The organism is Streptosporangium sp. G12, assembly GCF_052983175.1.
This window is the reverse complement of record NZ_JBRIQO010000062.1, coordinates 1-17,393: the sequence shown is the minus strand read 5'-3', so window position 1 is coordinate 17,393 and position 17,393 is coordinate 1. Positions and strand designations below refer to the sequence as shown.

At 68.6% G+C, this 17,393-nt stretch carries 13 protein-coding genes and 1 pseudogene; 8 read left to right on the top strand and 6 right to left on the bottom strand.

What is annotated here, in order from left to right; genetic code table 11:
• Nucleotides 1-186 (bottom strand): hypothetical protein (locus tag ACVCAG_RS45320; protein WP_447191642.1); only part of this gene is annotated, 186 nt, incomplete at its 3' end.
• Between the two features lie 412 nt (nucleotides 187-598).
• Between ACVCAG_RS45320 and ACVCAG_RS45315 the strand changes: the two genes are divergently transcribed.
• The 5 genes and pseudogenes from ACVCAG_RS45315 to ACVCAG_RS45295 form a co-directional block, all read left to right on the top strand.
• On the top strand, nucleotides 599-1,417 hold the full coding sequence (locus ACVCAG_RS45315; protein WP_447191641.1) for an SDR family NAD(P)-dependent oxidoreductase: 819 nt from the start codon (nucleotides 599-601) through the stop codon (nucleotides 1,415-1,417).
• Nucleotides 1,418-1,434: 17 nt separating this feature from the next.
• Nucleotides 1,435-1,653 (top strand): hypothetical protein, encoded by a 219-nt coding sequence (locus ACVCAG_RS45310; RefSeq protein ID WP_447191640.1) that lies wholly within the window; start codon nucleotides 1,435-1,437, stop codon nucleotides 1,651-1,653.
• Nucleotides 1,646-2,890: a cytochrome P450 gene (locus ACVCAG_RS45305; RefSeq protein WP_447191639.1), complete on the top strand. Its 1,245-nt coding sequence runs from the start codon at nucleotides 1,646-1,648 to the stop codon at nucleotides 2,888-2,890. Before ACVCAG_RS45310 ends, ACVCAG_RS45305 begins: the two co-directional genes overlap by 8 nt.
• A 1,201-nt stretch (nucleotides 2,891-4,091) precedes the next feature.
• Nucleotides 4,092-6,944, top strand: a complete 2,853-nt coding sequence (locus ACVCAG_RS45300) for a carbohydrate-binding protein (RefSeq protein WP_447191638.1) — start codon at nucleotides 4,092-4,094, stop codon at nucleotides 6,942-6,944.
• Nucleotides 6,945-7,113: 169 nt separating this feature from the next.
• Nucleotides 7,114-7,467: pseudogene (locus tag ACVCAG_RS45295) on the top strand (NUDIX hydrolase); the annotation flags it as partial.
• A 313-nt stretch (nucleotides 7,468-7,780) separates the two neighbouring features.
• Here ACVCAG_RS45295 and ACVCAG_RS45290 read toward each other — a convergent pair.
• Nucleotides 7,781-8,683 (bottom strand): IS5 family transposase, encoded by a 903-nt coding sequence (locus ACVCAG_RS45290; RefSeq protein WP_447191643.1) that lies wholly within the window; start codon nucleotides 8,681-8,683, stop codon nucleotides 7,781-7,783.
• Between the two features lie 41 nt (nucleotides 8,684-8,724).
• On the bottom strand, nucleotides 8,725-9,132 hold the full coding sequence (locus ACVCAG_RS45285; protein ID WP_447191637.1) for a PPOX class F420-dependent oxidoreductase: 408 nt from the start codon (nucleotides 9,130-9,132) through the stop codon (nucleotides 8,725-8,727).
• Nucleotides 9,133-9,168: 36 nt separating this feature from the next.
• On the opposite strand from ACVCAG_RS45285, the gene ACVCAG_RS45280 reads away from it, so the two are divergent.
• A complete protein-coding gene (locus tag ACVCAG_RS45280; protein WP_440089769.1) occupies nucleotides 9,169-9,870 on the top strand; it encodes a TetR/AcrR family transcriptional regulator C-terminal domain-containing protein in 702 nt (233 codons plus the stop codon).
• A gap of 395 nt (nucleotides 9,871-10,265) precedes the next feature.
• Here the strand turns inward: ACVCAG_RS45280 and ACVCAG_RS45275 are convergent, their stop codons facing one another.
• Nucleotides 10,266-11,267, bottom strand: a complete 1,002-nt coding sequence (locus ACVCAG_RS45275; RefSeq protein WP_447191636.1) for a glycoside hydrolase family 11 protein — start codon at nucleotides 11,265-11,267, stop codon at nucleotides 10,266-10,268.
• A 656-nt stretch (nucleotides 11,268-11,923) separates the two neighbouring features.
• Between ACVCAG_RS45275 and ACVCAG_RS45270 the strand changes: the two genes are divergently transcribed.
• Entirely contained in the window at nucleotides 11,924-12,898 is a 975-nt protein-coding gene (locus tag ACVCAG_RS45270; protein WP_447191635.1) for a polysaccharide deacetylase family protein, read from the top strand.
• A gap of 114 nt (nucleotides 12,899-13,012) precedes the next feature.
• On the opposite strand, the gene ACVCAG_RS45265 is transcribed toward ACVCAG_RS45270, so the two are convergent.
• A complete protein-coding gene (locus ACVCAG_RS45265) occupies nucleotides 13,013-14,800 on the bottom strand; it encodes a cellulose binding domain-containing protein (RefSeq protein WP_447191634.1) in 1,788 nt (595 codons plus the stop codon).
• A 798-nt stretch (nucleotides 14,801-15,598) separates the two neighbouring features.
• Here ACVCAG_RS45265 and ACVCAG_RS45260 point away from each other — a divergent pair.
• Complete coding sequence (locus tag ACVCAG_RS45260; RefSeq protein ID WP_440089775.1) at nucleotides 15,599-16,786, top strand: endo-1,4-beta-xylanase; 1,188 nt, start codon at nucleotides 15,599-15,601, stop codon at nucleotides 16,784-16,786.
• Between the two features lie 169 nt (nucleotides 16,787-16,955).
• Here the strand turns inward: ACVCAG_RS45260 and ACVCAG_RS45255 are convergent.
• A partial coding sequence (locus ACVCAG_RS45255) for a cellulose binding domain-containing protein (protein WP_447191633.1) occupies nucleotides 16,956-17,393 on the bottom strand: 438 nt, incomplete at its 5' end.

Below are 17,393 nucleotides of genomic sequence, written 5' to 3'. Positions count from 1 at the left end.
CAGGCTCTCGGCCGCCTCCGGAGCCAGCAGCGCGCAGGCCCGCTCCACCTGGCGGTCCCGCACGGCGGCGTAGAAGTTCTGCGCCGCCCGCTGAGCGGAAGGCGCGGCCGCGGACGCGCACCCCGCCACACACACCAGCAGCGCCGCCCCGGCTACCGAGGCCGTTGACACGCCGTGGAATCTCATCCATCGCTCCTGCCCCACCAACCGTAACTATCACCCCCCTACCCCACCGGCGTGTGCGACACCTCATGAGATGCCCGGTCGGGGTCATCCGCCCGGTGGGCCTGTCTCGGCATCTCACATGACGACGTCTTCGCCTGCGCCGCCGTTTCCGCCCTCGTCCGTGATGACCCGCGTGAATCCTGTACGGGCTCCGTCCACCGTGCGGCACCGGCAACGGCGTACCGCGATCACCAGCCGTGTTTCCCCTCGGACGAGCCGGGTACCCGGCCCCGTGAACGTCCCGGCACCCCGCACCGTGAAAAACGGCATTCACCACTTCGAAAGGCCGTCTGTCGATCGGCCCCTCTCCACCGCTTCGCGGACGTGGAACGTCGACCGGACGTGGAACGTCGACTGGAAAGGAACCGAGCTCATGAGCAGTCCCACACCCCGGCCACTGGCACTCGTCACCGGAGCTTCCAGCGGCATCGGGTACGAGCTGGCCAGGCAGTTCGCGCACAACGGCTTCGACCTCGTCGTCACCGCCGAGGACGAGGGCATCGAGGAGGCCGCCGACTCGATACGGGAACCGGGCGCGCAGGTCACCGCCGTTCGCGCCGATCTCACCGAGTTCGCCGGGGTCGAGGAGCTGTACGCTCGCGCCACCGCCTCGGGCCGGCCCCTGGAGGCGGTGGCGATCAACGCGGGCGTCGGGGTGGGCGGCGACTTCGCCCGCCACACGGATCTGGCCGCAGAACTGAAGCTCATCGACCTCAACGTCACCTCCTCGGTGCACCTGGCCAAACGCGTGCTGGCGGACATGGTCGGCCGGGGGCGGGGCCGCGTGCTGTTCACCTCCTCCGTCGCGGCCACCATGCCCGGCCCCTTCGAGGCGGTCTACGCCGCTTCGAAGGCGTTCCTGTTCTCCTTCTCGGAGGCTCTGCGCGAGGAGCTCAAGGACACCGGCGTCACCGTCACCGCCCTGCTGCCCGGCCCCACCGACACCGACTTCTTCCGTCGCGCCGGCATGCTGGACACCAGGGTGGGAGCCGGGAGGAAGGACGACCCCGCCCAGGTGGCCGAGCAGGGGTTCAAGGCACTGATGGCGGGTGACGACCACGTGGTGGCCGGTTCGGTCAAGAACAGGGTGCAGAGCGTCGCCGCCAAGGTCACGCCCGAGACCGCCAAGGCGCGCATGCACCGCACCCTGGCCGAGCCCGGCAGCGCCCACGAAGACCGCGACGACACCTGACGACACCTGGAGAAATCATGCGCCGTTCCCGTGTCGGCAGCGTCGTGATCGACCGCGACGACTTCGCGGCCGGGGTCGCCTTCTGGTCGGCCGCCCTCGACGCGCGCCCGGAGAGCGGCGACGGCCGGTGGGCCTCCATCGCCCAAGCCGCGTCGCACGCTCGCCGGCACCGGCGCCCGTGGCCGACGACCGTGTTTTCTCGCGGGGAGAGCGGGCAGGCGCAGGACTATGCCTGAACTCGACGACACGCTGTCCTTGCTGCTCGAAGGCTATGGCTGGTTGCCGAACCTGCGGCGCCGCACCCCCGGCGGGGTGGTCCGTACCCGGCTGATGGGCCGGCGCGTGGTGGGCCTGTGCGGGCCGGAGGCCGCGCGGTTCTTCTACGACGAGGACCACCTCCGGCGCGATACCGCGCTGCCGGAGATGGTCAAGAGCACCCTGACCGGGCACGGCGCCGTGCACACCCTCGACGGCGCCGACCACCGCCTACGCAAGGCGATGTTCACGACGCTGATGACCGACCAGGGCATCGCGGCCCTGACCGGCCACACCATGACCGCCTGGGACGAGGCTGTGGCCTCGTGGGCCGACGGGCGCCGTGTCGTGCTCTTCGACGAGGTCGCCAAGGTGTTGACCCGCGGCGTCTGCCGGTGGACCGGCGTCCCGCTGGACGGCACCGACGTGGAAGACGCGGCCGGCGACCTCCTCGCCATGGTCGACGGTTTCGCCACCGCCGGGCCACGGCACTGGCGGGCCCGCGTGGCCAGAGGGCGCCGCGAGGCGTGGCTGGCCGCCCTGGTGCGGGACGTGCGCCGCGGCGCCCTCTCGGTACCGGCGGGCTCAGCGGCCGACGTGGTCGCCCACCACCGCGACCCCGGCGGCGAACTGCTCGATCCCCGCGTGGCGGCGGTGGAACTGCTCAACGTCATCCGCCCGACCGTGGCGGTGTCCTGGTTCGTGACGTTCGCGGCTCATGCCTTGCACCGCTGGCCCGAGCACCGCGCCCTCCTGCGCGATGATGACGGTGACGGCGAGGGGTCCTTCGCCGAGATGTTCGCCCAGGAGGTCCGCCGCTTCTACCCGTTCGCCCCCTTCGTCGGCGGCAGGGCCGTCAGGGACCTGTCCTGGCAAGGGGAGCCGATCGGCGCAGGTTCGCTGGTGTTGCTCGATATCTACGGCCAGAACCACGACCCGCTGCTGTGGAAGAAGCCCTACACCTTCGACCCGCAGCGGTTCGACGGCCGACGGATCGGCGCCTTCGACCTCATCCCCCAGGGCGGCGGCGACCCGCGCACCGGCCACCGCTGCCCCGGCGAGCCCATCACCGTCGCCCTCCTGCAGGCCCTGGCCGTCCGCTTGGCCCGGCTGGACTACCACGTCCCCGAACAGGACCTCGGCATCTCCCTGCGTCGAATCCCAGCCCGCCCGGCGAGCGGGTTCGTCCTCTCCCTCACCCGCCCTGCCGAGAACTGACCACACCGGTCCCGGCCATCACAGCGCGACGCGGATCCCGCAGCCGGTCGGTGTCCGGCCGCGCGGAGGGTTACGACGAATGGACAAGTGAAGGATCGTCATGGGCGGAGCGTGGCCTCCTCCGCTCCGCCGACGCCGACACCGTTGCGGGGCTTATCGCTCCCTGCGTCGCGGAAGGATAAGTTTCGACCAATAATGTTGGACTTTCGTCGTTCCTCGGCGAAAGTCCAACGAAGTCGGCCGTAACATCTGGACAGTCTGCGCGTAACATTTTAAGATCGCAGCAGAATGACCGAATGAGCCGCAAAAATGGCGAAAGTTCAGGAGGTGCAGCGATTTGCGATTGCAGCACCGCACTCTTCGTCCCCCGCGTGGCGAGAGGTCGCTGCCCGAGGCCGGGATAGGTCGCCGACTCGAATCACCGCGCGGGCGCGCGGCCGTCGAGCCGGAGCCGGAGCGGCCGGGAGCGAACCACCTCACCCACAGGGCTCGGCACCGTACGGCGACGGCGGCCGAGGCGGTCTCGCAGGCCGTACCGATCGCCGGGTTTCCACGGCCCCGGCTCACTCCGTATTCGTACCACCGCACCTGATCACGCGGTTCCACCGACCGCGGCCCCGCTCCGCGATCGGTGATCGGCCGGCCCCCACACCCCCCACCCCCCTCGAATGCCTGGAGGTCGTCATGCGACTGCCGATCCGTACCACCGCGACCTGCTGACGGCAGGCGCGGCGCCAGGTCGGCGCCGCGCCGCCGGCACAAGGGAGATAGCCGGGCCGGCGAGGGCGTACGCCGACCGCCCCGTCGGCCCGGTCCCGCTCGTCACCCGCCGGTGGAGGCCGGTATGCGCCGACAGCACCGGCGCTCACCGTTCACCTGCTCCCCCCGGCCGGCGAGCGGGACGATCCCCGCGTCCCGTCGTCATGGCCCACCGCGACGGCCGGCGACGGCCCCCTTCGTGATGCCCTCCAACGTGTCCGCCCGCGGTCGCTTGACGGTTCGCCACAGCTCCGCGGCGCTCGAAGCCTCAAAGACGAGGTGACTCACAACCCCTGACAAGGACCTGTTGACTGTTTTACTCATAGCAGTCACAGTTTGTCCGAGCGACGTCGCCGAGGGATTCCCCCGCCTCTCCGCGTCGTTGGCGTGATCGGCGCACGCCTGTATGGATTCGTACTACAGGAAGCGAGCACCACCGATCATGTTAAGAAAACTCGTCGCAGGCGTCGCCGTACTGGCGACCGCCCTCAGCCTGGGTCCTCCACCGGCACAGGCCGCACCGAGCACCGCCTCGAAGGCAGCGGCGCCCGCGGCGCCCGCGGCACTCGCGGCGCCCGGCTACACCCAGGTGACGCTGGCCAAGGGCGCGGCGGAGACCGGCGAGCCGATGGGCCTCACCGTCCTGCCCAACCGGGGCGTGCTGCACACGTCGCGCGACGGCACGATCCGCTACACCGACGTGCTGGGCAACACCAAGGTGGCTCTCACCATCCCCGTGTACACGCACGACGAGGAAGGCCTGCAGAGCATCAAGGCCGACCCGAACTTCGCGTCGAACCGGTGGGTGTACGTCTACTACGCGCCGCCGTTGTCCACTCCGGGCGGTGACGCGCCGGCCTCGGGCACGGCGGCCCAGTTCGCCCCGTTCAACGGGGTGAACCGGCTGGCCCGGTACACGGTCAACGCGGACCACACCCTCAACGCGGCCTCCGCGGTCACCATCCTCGACGTCCCCACCAGTCGCGGCATGTGCTGCCACGTCGGCGGCGACATCGACTTCGACGCGGCCGGCAACCTCTACCTCTCCACCGGTGACGACACGAACCCGTTCGACTCCAGCGGCTACACGCCGATCGACGAGCGGACCGACCGCAACCCGGCCTACGACGCGCAGCGCACCTCCGGCAACAGCAACGACCTGCGCGGCAAGGTGCTGCGGATCAAGCCGAGTGCGGGCGGCGGCTACACCGTCCCGGCGGGCAACATGTTCGCGCCCGGCACCGCGAACACCCGGCCCGAGATCTACGCGATGGGGTTCCGCAACCCGTTCCGGATGAACGTGGACAAGGCCACCGGCATCGTCTACCTGGGTGACTACGGGCCGGACGCGGGCAGCGCCAGCGCCACCCGGGGCCCGGCGGCGTCGGTCTCGTTCGAGCGCATCACCCAGCCCGGCTTCTACGGCTGGCCGTACTGCTCGCAGTTCAACGTGCCGTACATCGACTTCACGTTCCCGTCCGGTCCCTCGGGCGCCGCGTTCAACTGCGCCGGCGGGCCGGTGAACAACTCGCGCAACAACACCGGCATCACCCAGCTCCCGGCCTCGCGCGCGGCCTGGCTGCCGTACGGGGTCGGCCAGGACCGGTCGGAGCTGTGCTGCGGAAGCTGGTCGCCGATGAACGCCCCGGTCTACAACTACGACGCCGGGCTCGTCTCGGACGTGAAGTTCCCCGCGTCGATGAACGGCAAGGTGTTCATCGGCGAGTTCGGCCGGCGGTGGATCAAGACGGTTACCCTCAACGCCAGTGGCGGGGTGGGCTCGATCGAGCCCTTCCCCACCTGGACCGGCACCCAGGTGATGGACATGGAGTTCGGGCCGGACGGCGCGCTGTACGTGCTCGACTACGGCACCGGATGGTTCGGCGGCGACGCCAACTCGGCCGTGTACAGGATCGAGTACAACTCGGGCACCGGCCAGGCGCCGATCGCGGCGATCGGCGCCAACCCGAAGGCCGGCAACGCGCCGCTCACCGTGCAGTTCAGCTCGGCCGGGAGCACCGACCCGGACGGCGACCCGATCACGTACGCGTGGGACTTCACGACGAACGGCAGCACCGACTCGACCGCGGCGAACCCGTCGTTCACCTACACGGCCAACGGCACGTACACGGCGACGTTGACGGTGAGCGACAACACCGGTCGCAGCGCCACGGCGAGCACCACGATCAGCGTCGGGCAACCGACGGTCACCCTCAACCTGCCGCTCAACGGGCGGGTGTTCAGCTTCGGCGACGCGGTCCCGTTCCAGATCAGCGTCACCGACCCGAACTCCCCGACCATCGACTGCAGCCGGGTGAAGATCAACTACATCCTCGGTCACGACAGCCACGGCCACCAGATGACCAGCGCGACCGGTTGCTCGGGCACCATCCAGACCCCCGTGGACGGTGAGCACGACGCCAACGCGAACATCTTCGGCGTCTTCGACGCGGAGTACACCCCGGTCGGCTCGACCACGGCCGTCCACGCGCCGCAGGCCGTCCTGCAGCCGCGGACCCGCCAGGCCGAGCACTACAGCGCCCAGCAGGGCGTCCAGATCGTGGCCAAGCCGTCGGCCAACGGCGGCAACGCGGTCGGGCACATCGAGAACGGGGACTGGATCTCGTTCACGCCGTACAACCTGACCGGGGTCACGTCGTTCACGGCCCGGGTCGCGTCGGCCGGCACCGGCGGCACGCTCACCCTGCGGGCCGGTTCGGCGACCGGGACGGTGGTCGGCACGGCAACGGTCGCGCCGACCGGCGGCTGGGAGACGTGGGTCAACGTCACCGGCACCGTGACGCCGCCGCCCGGGACGACGAACCTGTTCCTGGTCTTCACCGGTGGCGCGGGCTCGCTGTTCGACGTCGACTCCTTCACGTTCACCAGCGGCACCCCGCCGACGTCGACGAACCTCGCGCTGAACAAGCCGGCGACGGCCTCCAGCGTGGAGGCGGCCACCTACCCGGCCTCGGCCGCGGTGGACGCGTCGGCGACGACCCGGTGGTCCAGCGCGTTCTCCGACCCGCAGTGGATCCAGGTCGACCTGGGCGCCACGTACACGATCAACCGGGTGCGCCTGGTGTGGGAGGCGGCCTACGCGTCGGCGTACCAGATCCAGACCTCGCCCAACGGCACGACCTGGACCAACGCCAGGTCGGTGACCGGCGGCAACGGCGGCGAGGACAACAACACCGGCCTGAGCGCCTCCACCCGGTACGTGCGCATCTACGGCACCACCCGGGGCTCGGCGTACGGGTACTCCCTGTTCAGCTTCGAGGTCTACGGAAGCTGAACGCCACGGCGGACCTGATCCGCCCTGCCGGGTAACGCCGCCGCGGGGCGTCCGAACGTCGGACGCCCCGCGGTGTCACTTATCTTCGGGCTCCACGGCGAAGGGCACTTGTCCCGAGGCTCCCGGGGGTTTCATATGAGGTCCTGGTCACTCACCGAAGTGGCCGGATCTTTCTTGCGCTCCGGTGCCCGGTGGTGTCGTCGAGCTGGACGAAGGCCCGTTGGACTCGGTCCGGCGCGAGGTCCTGGAGGAGACGGGTGTCCACGTCGAGCCGATCCGCCTGACCGGCGTCTACAAGAACATGACGCTCGGGGTCGTCTCCCCGGTCTGTCTCTGCCACCCGGTGGAGGGGGAGGCCAGATCAACTGAGGAGGCGACGAAGACCACATGGCTCACGCTCGACGAGGTCTCAACCCGCATGTCGGAAGCATTTCCGATCCGTCTGCTGGACGCGCTCCGAATCGCCGGTCCCGCTGTCCGTACGCATGATGGCGAACACCTGCTTGGACCTGATTCGGTATGAGCCACCAGATGTCCGCAGAAGCGGAATGGACTCACACACTTGTTCCAGATTGCCCCCACGTACGATCTACAGGGCAGGTGGTCGTCCATCACGGTGACGGGGGAACAGTGAGCTGTCGAGACTGCGGGACCTGCACTAAGCCGGCCGTTCCCCGCGTGGGGCAGAAGTGGATGGTCGGGCTCCTGTACTTGTGCACCGTCGGTATCGCTTTCGTGGTGAAGCGCGGGTTCATGCGTCACTGTCCCGACTGCAGGCATCTGCTCAGCAATCATCTGCGCCGGGCGGACGGATCGTTCCGCGACTAGACCGTGTGTCATAAGTGGCGTTCGATACGACGGACCCAGGTGTCGATCATGCTGATGATTACGGTGGTTTCGTACCGCACGGCAAGTTTGTCGTAGCGGGTCGCCACGCTGCGGTGTTGTTTGAGCAAGTTGATGCCGCACTCGACGGCGTGTCGTAGCCGGTAGGCGACCTTGTCGAAGGCTGGTGGTCGCCCACCCCGTGAGCCACGGGCGCGGCGGTGGGCGACCTGGTCGGCCTTGATCGGGATGACGCAGCGGATCGACCGTTGGCTCAGGTAGGCACGGTTGGCCTTGCTGCTGTACGCCTTGTCAGCTAAAACCCGGTCTGGGCGGCTGCGCGGCCGACCACCACCAACGCGCGGGACCCGGATCCGGCCGAGCACTGTGATGAATTGCGGGCAGTCTCCGCGTTGTCCGGCAGTGAGCACCATCGACAGCACCTTGCGCCTTTGCTCGCAGGCCAGGTGCAGCTTGGTCGTCCAACCGCCCCGAGACCGGCCCAACGCGTGATCCTCCGGCTCCGCGCCACCAGCACCACCCGGCGGCTCAACTTGCAGGTGCGACTGTCGCCTGGCGCCAGCGGCGTGCTGATGCGCCCGAGCGATCGTGGAATCCACACTTATGTCCCAGTCGATCAGACCCGACGTGTCAGCATGACCCTGCAACCCGGCCAGGATCCGAGTCCAGATACCCTCGCGCTGCCACCGCCGGAACAGCCCGTACACCGTGCGCCAGTGTCCGTAACAGGCTGGCACGTCCCGCCACGGCGAACCAACCCGAATTCGCCACCGAATTCCATCGATCAGCTGTCGTCTACTCCACTTCGGTGGTCGGCCAGGCTTCTTCCTCTTGGGCAGCAGCGGTTCCAGTACCGCCCACTGCGCGTCGGTCACATCGAACCGCCTCGTCACCGCCACGCTGAATGGCACGTCGAGCCGTACTGCAGGCGCGGTTAGTGCACGATCTTGTTCGATGGGTACCACTCCTCGCCAGCGGGCTCACCCGCGAGATTCCAGCTCCACGACACGGTCGGCGTGATGCGCAGGTAGGTGCCGGGGCCGACCAGGCCGACCCGCTCGAAGGGCTGCTCGGCGTCGCCGTACACGCGGATGCCCCGGGCGATGAACGGTTCGAGCGACACGAGGTCGTCGACCACCAGCGCCACCTTGTGGTTTCCGGAGGCGATGTTGCGGAACTTGCGGGTGTCGCGCACGGTACCGGCACCGCCGACCCACAGGAAAGTCCCGTCGAACTCGACGGCCACGGGTACGACATCGGGCTGTCCGCTCTCGCCGAGGGTGGCCAGCCGTCCGAGCGGCTGCGAGCGCAGGTACGTGATCTCTTCGTCGGTGAAAGCCATTACGGCAAACTACACCGTTCAGTTTAGTCTTGCGCAATGGGTGAGAACCGCTCCGACCGTAAGCACCGTGCCATCCTCGACGCCGCGACGGAGGTGTTCCTGCGCAACGGCTACCTGGGCACCACCGTGGAGGAGGTGGCCGCGGTCGCCGGGGTGTCGAAGCCGACCGTCTACAAGCACTTCACTGACAAGCGGCGGCTGTTCCTCGAGATCGTCGCCGCCACCGTCGACGAGGCCGGCCAGGTCGTCCAGGACGCGGTGTCCGGCCTCGCCGACACCCAAGATGTCGAGGCGGACCTGCGCGAGCTGGCCCGGCGGCAGCTCGCGCTCGTGCTGCGCCCGCGCGTCGTCCAGCTCCGCCGGCTGGTGATCGGCGAGACCTCTCGCTTTCCCGAGCTTGGCCGCACCTTCTACGAACGCGGTCCCGGACGAACGATCGCGGCGCTGGCTAAGGCGTTCGCCGACCTCGACGCCCGGGGGGCGCTGCTGGCAGCCGACCCGGTCACCGCCGCGACCCAGTTCAACTGGCTCGTCATGTCCGCACCGGTCAACCAGGCCATGCTGCTCGGTGATGACCGCGCTCCCACCGCCTTGGAGCTGGACCACCATGTCGAGGGCGCGGTACGGGTCTTCCTCGCCGCGTACGGCCCGGCGGCACGCCCACGGGAATTACCTGGCTCGGCTGAAGACGTTCACCGCGTCGGATCCGGGATCGTCCGCACGGAACACCAGCGGTAGTCGCCGTAGCCGTCGAGCCGGACGAGAGACGGCCGCCCGTCCAGAGGCGCCTGTCCGCCGATCCGGAACCTGCCGTGTCCACTGTCATCACGTCAGGCGGGCAACTATCCCCAGCCACTTATGACACACGGCCTAGGGATGTGGTGCCGACTTCCGAGAACAGTGGTGGCCCCGCCCCCACTCCCCAGTGGAGCGGGACCACCGTTTCCGACCGGATCCCGGCGGGCTGCCGGGTGAGCGCGTATCCGGTCGGAAGACCAGGGGGTGGGACGACCGAGGTGTCCCAGCACCGGGGCGCGTCCGGGGCACACTCGCGTCAGGTGCCCGGGTCGAACGGCGTGGTCCTCGACGGCGCGGCGGTGTCGGGCCGCCGCGCCGTGAGGGGTGGGCCGAGGTCAGCTCGCGCTGCAGGAGACCGTCGGCCAGGTCGAGTTGCCGTTGCGCTGGATCGTCACGCCCCAGTTGTTGCCGTTGCCGTTGGGCCTGGCGGTCAGCACCTGGGCGCTGGGGTAGCTCGCGCTGATGTTCCAGGTGGAGAGGACCTTGGCGGGGGACGGGACGTTCATCGTCACGGTCCAGTTGCTCGAACCGCTCACCGCGACGTTGAGGTTGTAGCGGTCGCTCCACTGCTCGCCCGCGGAGAGCGACGCGGTGCAGCCACCGCCGCCACCGCCACCACCGCCACCGCCGCCGCCACCGCCGCCGGAGGAGCCGCCGATCGTGATGTTGGAGTTTCCGCTGCTCTGGTAGCCCTCCGTCGCGAGGATCATGTAGTCGTGGCTGCCCAGGCTCATTCCGTTACGGGCCCACGCGTCGAAGTGGTTGCCGGAGGTTATGGTGCCGCCGGTCTTCTTCGACTGCCGGACGCTCCAGTACTGGTTGAAGGTCCTGGTGCCCTCGATGGAGGGGGCGTTGTATCGCGTCGTCTGGTAGATGTCGTACGTGCCGCCGTCGCTGGTGACCGTGCCCTTGTACGTCCCCGTGGGCCGGTAGGTGCCCCAGTTGTCGACGATGTAGTACTCCACCAGCGGATTTCTCGTCCACCCGTAGAGGGTGAGATAGGCGTTGCCGGACGGGTTGAAGCTGCCCGAGTAGTTCACGCTTCTGCGTCCGCCGGTGCTCCAGCCCTTGCCCGCGACGAAGTTCCCGGTGTTCCTCCATGAGGTGCTGTAGTTGCCGCCGGACCCCAGCTCCATGGAGACCGTGCCCTGGCTGTCGGTCCAGAAGGAATAGAAGTAGCCGTTGTTGGTGCCGGTCTGGTTGGTGGTGATGGCCGCGTAGGCGGGGCCGGGCAGCACCGCCACGGCCATGGCCAGCGCCACGGCGCAGACACGGGCGACGAGCGACCTGGCGCGGCCACGCCCTCGGCTCTTCGAGGGGGCGGGGGCATCGTTCATATGCGTGCTTCCTCTTGGTGAAGGCCGATAAAGGCCGTTGGGGGCAGGCAGCGTGATACGACCCGCGGGGCGGGCGGTGGCCGAGGTGGCGTCCACCGCGCGTTGGGGTCGTACAACGCGGCAGGGCTGGGCCGGTCGTGCGGTCGACGACCGGAGGACCAGGCCGCGCGGCGGGTGACCCGGATCGGCAGCGGTTAGGGCCTGTCGATGGTGAGAGTGTGGGTTTGACGCGCCAGGCTGTCAACAACTTTCAGAAATATATCGGAAATATGATCTTGCTTGCGATTCCCGGAAAGGGCATTTCGCCTGGCTGTCGGCCCTGGCTGGTCAATCGAGGGCGAGGACGGCCGATGAAAGCTTCTTCGTCGCGACCAAAGGCCAGCCGATGTTACCGAAATATTTCGATGCTTTCTTGACAGGTTTCGTGACAATACACAGAATGACTCACCAGGCAGGCCCGCTCATCCCACCCGGGTGACCTTGCGGCAGAACCGCAGCTCAACACGGTCCTGCGCATTCCGTACGCGTTACGCCGCAGCCGTACATGCGTCCGTCCTTACCGATCGGTGTTCCAGTGGAGGAACAGAGTGATCGACAACGCAACCATCACCCGCGGAAGCCGGGTACGCCGCTCACGCATCCGGAGTTCACTCGTGATGGGTCTTCTCACCGTCCTCGGCGCGGCGTTCGCCGTGACCTCCTCACCCGCGGCCCAGGCCGCCGACTGCAGCGCCGGATACGTCGGGCTCACCTACGACGACGGCCCCAACCCCGGCAACACCGCCAACCTGCTGAACGCGCTGCGGCAGAACGGCCTGCGGGCCACCATGTTCAACACCGGGCAGAACGCCCAGAACAACCAGGCCCTGGTCCGCGCCCAGCGAGACGCCGGCATGTGGATCGGCAACCACAGCTACACCCACCCCCACCTGACCACCATGAACAGCTCCCAGATCCAGTCGGAGCTCCAGCGGACCCAGCAGGCCGTCCAGCAGGCCACCGGCACCGCGCCCAGGCTCTTCCGGCCTCCGTACGGGGAGACCAACGCCACCGTGAGGTCGGTCGCCCAGCAGCTCGGCCTCACCGAGATCATCTGGGACGTCGACTCCCAGGACTGGAACGGCGCCAGTACCGCCCAGATCGTGCAGGCCGCCGGACGGCTGCAGAACGGCCAGATCATCCTGATGCACGACCAGTACGCGACGACGCTCAACGCGATCCCGCAGATCGCCGCGAACCTGAGAAGCCGCAACCTGTGCGCCGGCATGATCTCGCCCTCCACCGGCAGAGCCGTGGCACCCGACGGCGGCACCCCGACCGCCTCGCCGACACCGACGCCGACGCCGACGAACCCGCCGGGCGGCGACTGCACGGCCGCCATCACCGCCGGCCAGCAGTGGAGCGACCGGTTCAACCTGTCGGTCAACGTCTCGGGAAGCAACAGCTGGATCGTCACGGTGACCCTGCGCAACGCCCAGCGGATCAGCTCCACCTGGAACGGCAGCCCGACCTGGGACGGCAGCGGCAAGATCATGACGATGCGCCCCAACGGCAGTGGCAACACCTTCGGCTTCACCGTGATGCACGGCGGCGACTGGACCTGGCCGGCGGTCTCCTGCCGGGTGGGCTGACACCTCGCTCTCGGCCGGCCGTCGGCACGGCGACGGTGGTTTCGCCGGTGCCACGAACCGCGGGCGCCGCCGCTCCCCCTTACGCGGGGGGAGCGGCGGCGCGCCGTCGTCGGGTCAGGAGACCCCGCATGTCAGTACCGGTGTGGCGGCGGTCCCGTTGGCGGTGAATCCGAACGTGGTGGTGGCGTTGGCGGCGAGGCCGCCGTTCCAGGTCTCGTTCCGGACGGTGACGGCCGCTCCCGAGCCGGACCGTACGCCTCCCCACAGCTGGGTGACGGACTGTGAGCCGGGCCAGGTCCAGCTCACCGTCCAGCCGTTGATCGCGCTGGAGCCGGCCCGCACGGTGACGTTGGACTGGAAGCCACCGCCCCAGTCGTTCACCGTCTGGATCGTCGCCGTGCACCCGCCGGGGACGGGAGTCGGCGTCGGCGTGGGAGTGGGGGTCGGCGTCGGGGTGGGAGTCGGCGTGGGCGTGGGAGTCGGAGTGGGGGTCGGAGTGGGAGTGGGGGTCGGAGTCGGTGTCGGCGTGGGGGTCGGCGTCGGCGTGGGCGTGGGAGTCGGCGTGGGCCCGCCGATCACGACGGTCGTGAGGGAGCGCGGCTTGAGGGTGACGGCGCCGCCCGTGACCGCGGCGCTCGTGAGCGAGTTGGAGTTGTCGGTGACGTAGGCGGTGGTGCCGCCCTGCAGGCCGTCCCAGGTGACGGCCGAGTTGCCGGTGTTCAGCACCCCGACGACCTTCGATCCGTCGGAGTTGAGGAACGCCGACACCTTCAGCGACGAGTTGCTCGTCGACGTGCCGAGCCGGACCGCGCCCGGCCGGATGAACCGGCTGTAGGCCGCCATCGCCCACAGCCGCTTGGACACGCGATAGGTCCGCGCCGCCGGGTCGATCTGGATCAGCGCCCGGGTGGCTCCCGAAGAGCCCCCCAGCCAGTAGAGGTAGCCGCTGACGTTGCCGACGGTGAGAGCCTGATGGATGTTCTGGGCGATGGTGAAGCCGTCCTGGCCGCTCCCGTCGTCCCAGTTCTCGTTCCAGGTGCTCCCGTCGGGGCCCCATTCCGACATCCAGGTGCGCTTGTTCCCGGGTTGCGGGCTCGTTATCTGGCTTGCGTAGGTATGAGCCGTGTAGGTGGACACCCAGCGGCGGGCCTCAGGGTCCGCCTCGATGGCGTTGGTGTACGGCTTGCCCTGGTCCCAGCCGAAGGAGTCGCAACATGCGATCTTGACGTCGGTCGCGATCGGGCCGAGGACCTTGACGAAGGCGGCGGCCTGAGCCGGGGTGAAGCGCATGGACTCGTAGGTCGCCGTGTAGTCGGGTTCGTTGGTGAACCCCAAGTCCGTGATCTTGATACCTTCCTGCGCGTAGAACTTCGTGTACTGCGCCAGGTACCGGGCGTAGGCCGCGCGCCACTCGGGCTTGAGGGTGCCGCCGTTGTTCTCGCTCCCGTTGTCCTTCATGTATCCGGGGGCGCTCCAGGCGTTGGCGTAGAAACGCTCCAGGCCGTACGACTGCGCGACCTTGGCCACCCACACCTGGGCGCCGTCGTCCCCGTCCCACACGTATCTCGGCGGCGCGTCAGGTCCACCCGGGTTCTGCGGCTGGATGGAGACCATCTTGTCGTACGGACTGCCGACCGGCGAGGCGCCGATGCCCAGGCGCAGGATGCTGAGCCCCGCGCCGGTCTCGCGGTCGAACCACAGGCGGAAGACGTCGTTCTGCTGCGCCGTCGACAGGTTACGCAGCAACTCCCCCCGGCGGAACGCCGTGGAGACGCCGAAGCCGTCCATCTCCTGATAACGCACACTGTCTGAAACGGTGATGACAGGCGCGGCTGCGACCTGCCCGGCCACGGCCTGCCCGGCCACGGCCACCAGTGACGTGCCGAGAAGGGCGATTGCCATGACGATCCGTACCACGGACCCTCCCGAGATCGTGCCATCCGGATGCTGCTAGCAGGTGAAGCTGGTCTGACTGAGGCGGCTCGATGGTTTCCGCGGCCGTGCATCCCGCTGCGTACTTGGCTCACCGACGGGAGTTCCCCTTCCGGCCGCCACCGCCCCGAGCGTGGTCGCCGCGACGGCCGCCGCAGACCCGAGAAGGGCGGTCATCGTATGTTTGCGCTAACAATTGGGTGAAAGCGGTGCGTCCGCTCGGCACCCAAGTGTGGAAAAGGCATGGAAAGGTGTCAAGGACATGGCTAGAAAGTTTCGGGCGTCTCGCTTCTCCGTGGATGCGACGACCTGCGGACATCACGTCCCCGCCATGTGAGATATCAGCCTCTCCACCAGCGAAAACCCGACTTGCGAGGTCGGGCTCTTTCAGCGGGGCCACCCGGCCGGCGGAAGAACGGCGACTCTGAACGTTTCATTTCCCACGATGCCCTCGATGCCCTCGATGCCCTCGATGCCCTCGATGCCCTGGCTCCGGCCCGTCGAGGTACGGCCCCGAGCCGGGTCCGACGACAGGGGCGCGCCCGCGACGACGCCTGGGAGCACGCCTGGTCATGATGCCACCGGCCGTCCAGGACCGGGCGGTTGTGATGCCGTCGGCACTCTCGCGACCGGGCATCCAACCGCCCGCCGAGTGATTTTGAAATATTTCGAGGTTCCAACATTGGCCTTTCCTCTTGCAGAAAGGTTTAATACGATTATTTTCGCTGCTATACCGAAAGTTTCGGGGGTCGATTCCAAGGGAGTTCGATGAAGCGTTTCCTGACCTTCGGTGCCACCACGCTCATGCTGGCCGGCACGCTGAACGCCGTTCCTGTTCTGGCGGAAGAGCGTCGCCCCACGGTCGCCGAGCAGAGCCTGCGCGCGCTCGCCGCCCGCCACGGTCTCGCCATCGGCACCGCGATCGACGTGGACGTGCTGCACGACGCGGCCGATCCGCAGTACCGCGCGCTCGCCGCCTCGCAGTTCTCCTCCGTCACCGCCGAGAACGCCATGAAGTGGGAGTCGCTCGAACCCACCCGGGGCACGTACAACTGGGGCCCGGCCGACGAGCTGATCGACTTCGCCCGCGAGAACAAGCAGCAGGTCCGCGGGCACGTGCTGGTCTGGCAGAACCAGTTGCCGGCCTGGCTCACCCAGGGCGTCGAGGACGGGACGATCAGCAAGACGCAGCTCCGTGACATCCTGCGCAATCACATCACCACCGTCGTCAAGCGCTTCAAGGGCAAGATCTCTCAGTGGGACGTCGTCAACGAGGCGGCCAGCGACCCGTGGGACACCCCGTCGTCGATCCACCTGAAGGGCTTCTGGGCGCAGCACCTCGGCCCCGGCTACATCGCCGACGCCTTCCGCTGGGCCCGTGCCGCCGACCCGAACGCCCTGTTGTTCTACAACGACTACAACATCGAGGCGTTCGGCGACCGCGGGTCCTCCGACAAGACCTGGTACGTCTACAACATGGTCAGGCAGCTGCGCGCGAGCGGCGTCCCCATCGACGGCGTGGGCAGCCAGGGACACCTTGGCACCCAGTACGGCAACTTCGACGCCTTCCAGGCGCTCGAAGTGCTCGACGCCTTCTCCGACCTCGGGCTCGCCACGGCGTTCACCGAGGTGGACGTGCGCAGCCAGATGACCGACGGGGTGCGTGCGGGCGACTCCAACGAGATCAATCCCCGCCTCCAGGCGTCGGCGTCGAACTACAGCGTGCTCCTGCAGGCGTGCCTGGCCAACCGGCGCTGCCTGTCCTACACCGTCTGGGGTTTCACCGACCGGCACTCCTGGGTGCCCGGCTGGTTCTCCGACCCCCCGGAGGGCATGGCCACCCTGTACGACGAGTCCTACCGGCCCAAGCGCGCCTACAACGCCGTCAAGGCGGACCTGGCCTTCTCCGGGCCGCCCCACGTCCTGCCGAGGATTCCGCAGAAGCCCCGGCGATGAGCGGCGGCGGGGTGTCCGCCGACTCGGACGCCCCGCCGCTCCCCTCCCCGAAGGACCATCCCCCGAAGTGGAAAAACCGGCTCACCCCCACGGAGGTGTGGGGGTGAGCCGGAGAGATGACGTGGCGCACGGGCCGGGCCGTGGAAACCACGGCCCGGTCCGAATCGGATCAGGGACTGGTGCAGGTGGCCGTGGGGGTGGCCGCGGTGCCGTTGGCGGTGAAGCCGAAGGTGGTCGACTGACCCGCCGCGATGGAGCCGTTGTACGCGGCGTTGCGGACGCTCACGCTGGAGCCGGACACGGTGTGCTGGCCGCTCCACAGGCTGCTGATGCTCTGCCCGCCGGGCCAGGTCCACCGTACGGTCCAGCCGTTGACCGGCGCGTTGCCCGCGCTGACCGTCACCGTCGACTGGAAGCCGCCCGGCCAGTTGTTGGTCGTCGTGATCGTCGCCGCGCACGCCCCGGGACCCGGAGTCGGGGTGATGGTCGGTGTGGGGGTCGGGGTCGGGGTGATGGTCGGTGTGGGGGTCGGGTTGGGGTCGGCGGCGTTGAGGGCGTTCAGGACCGAGGTGTAGGCCGGCTTCTTGTTGCCCGAGGTGTCGAACAG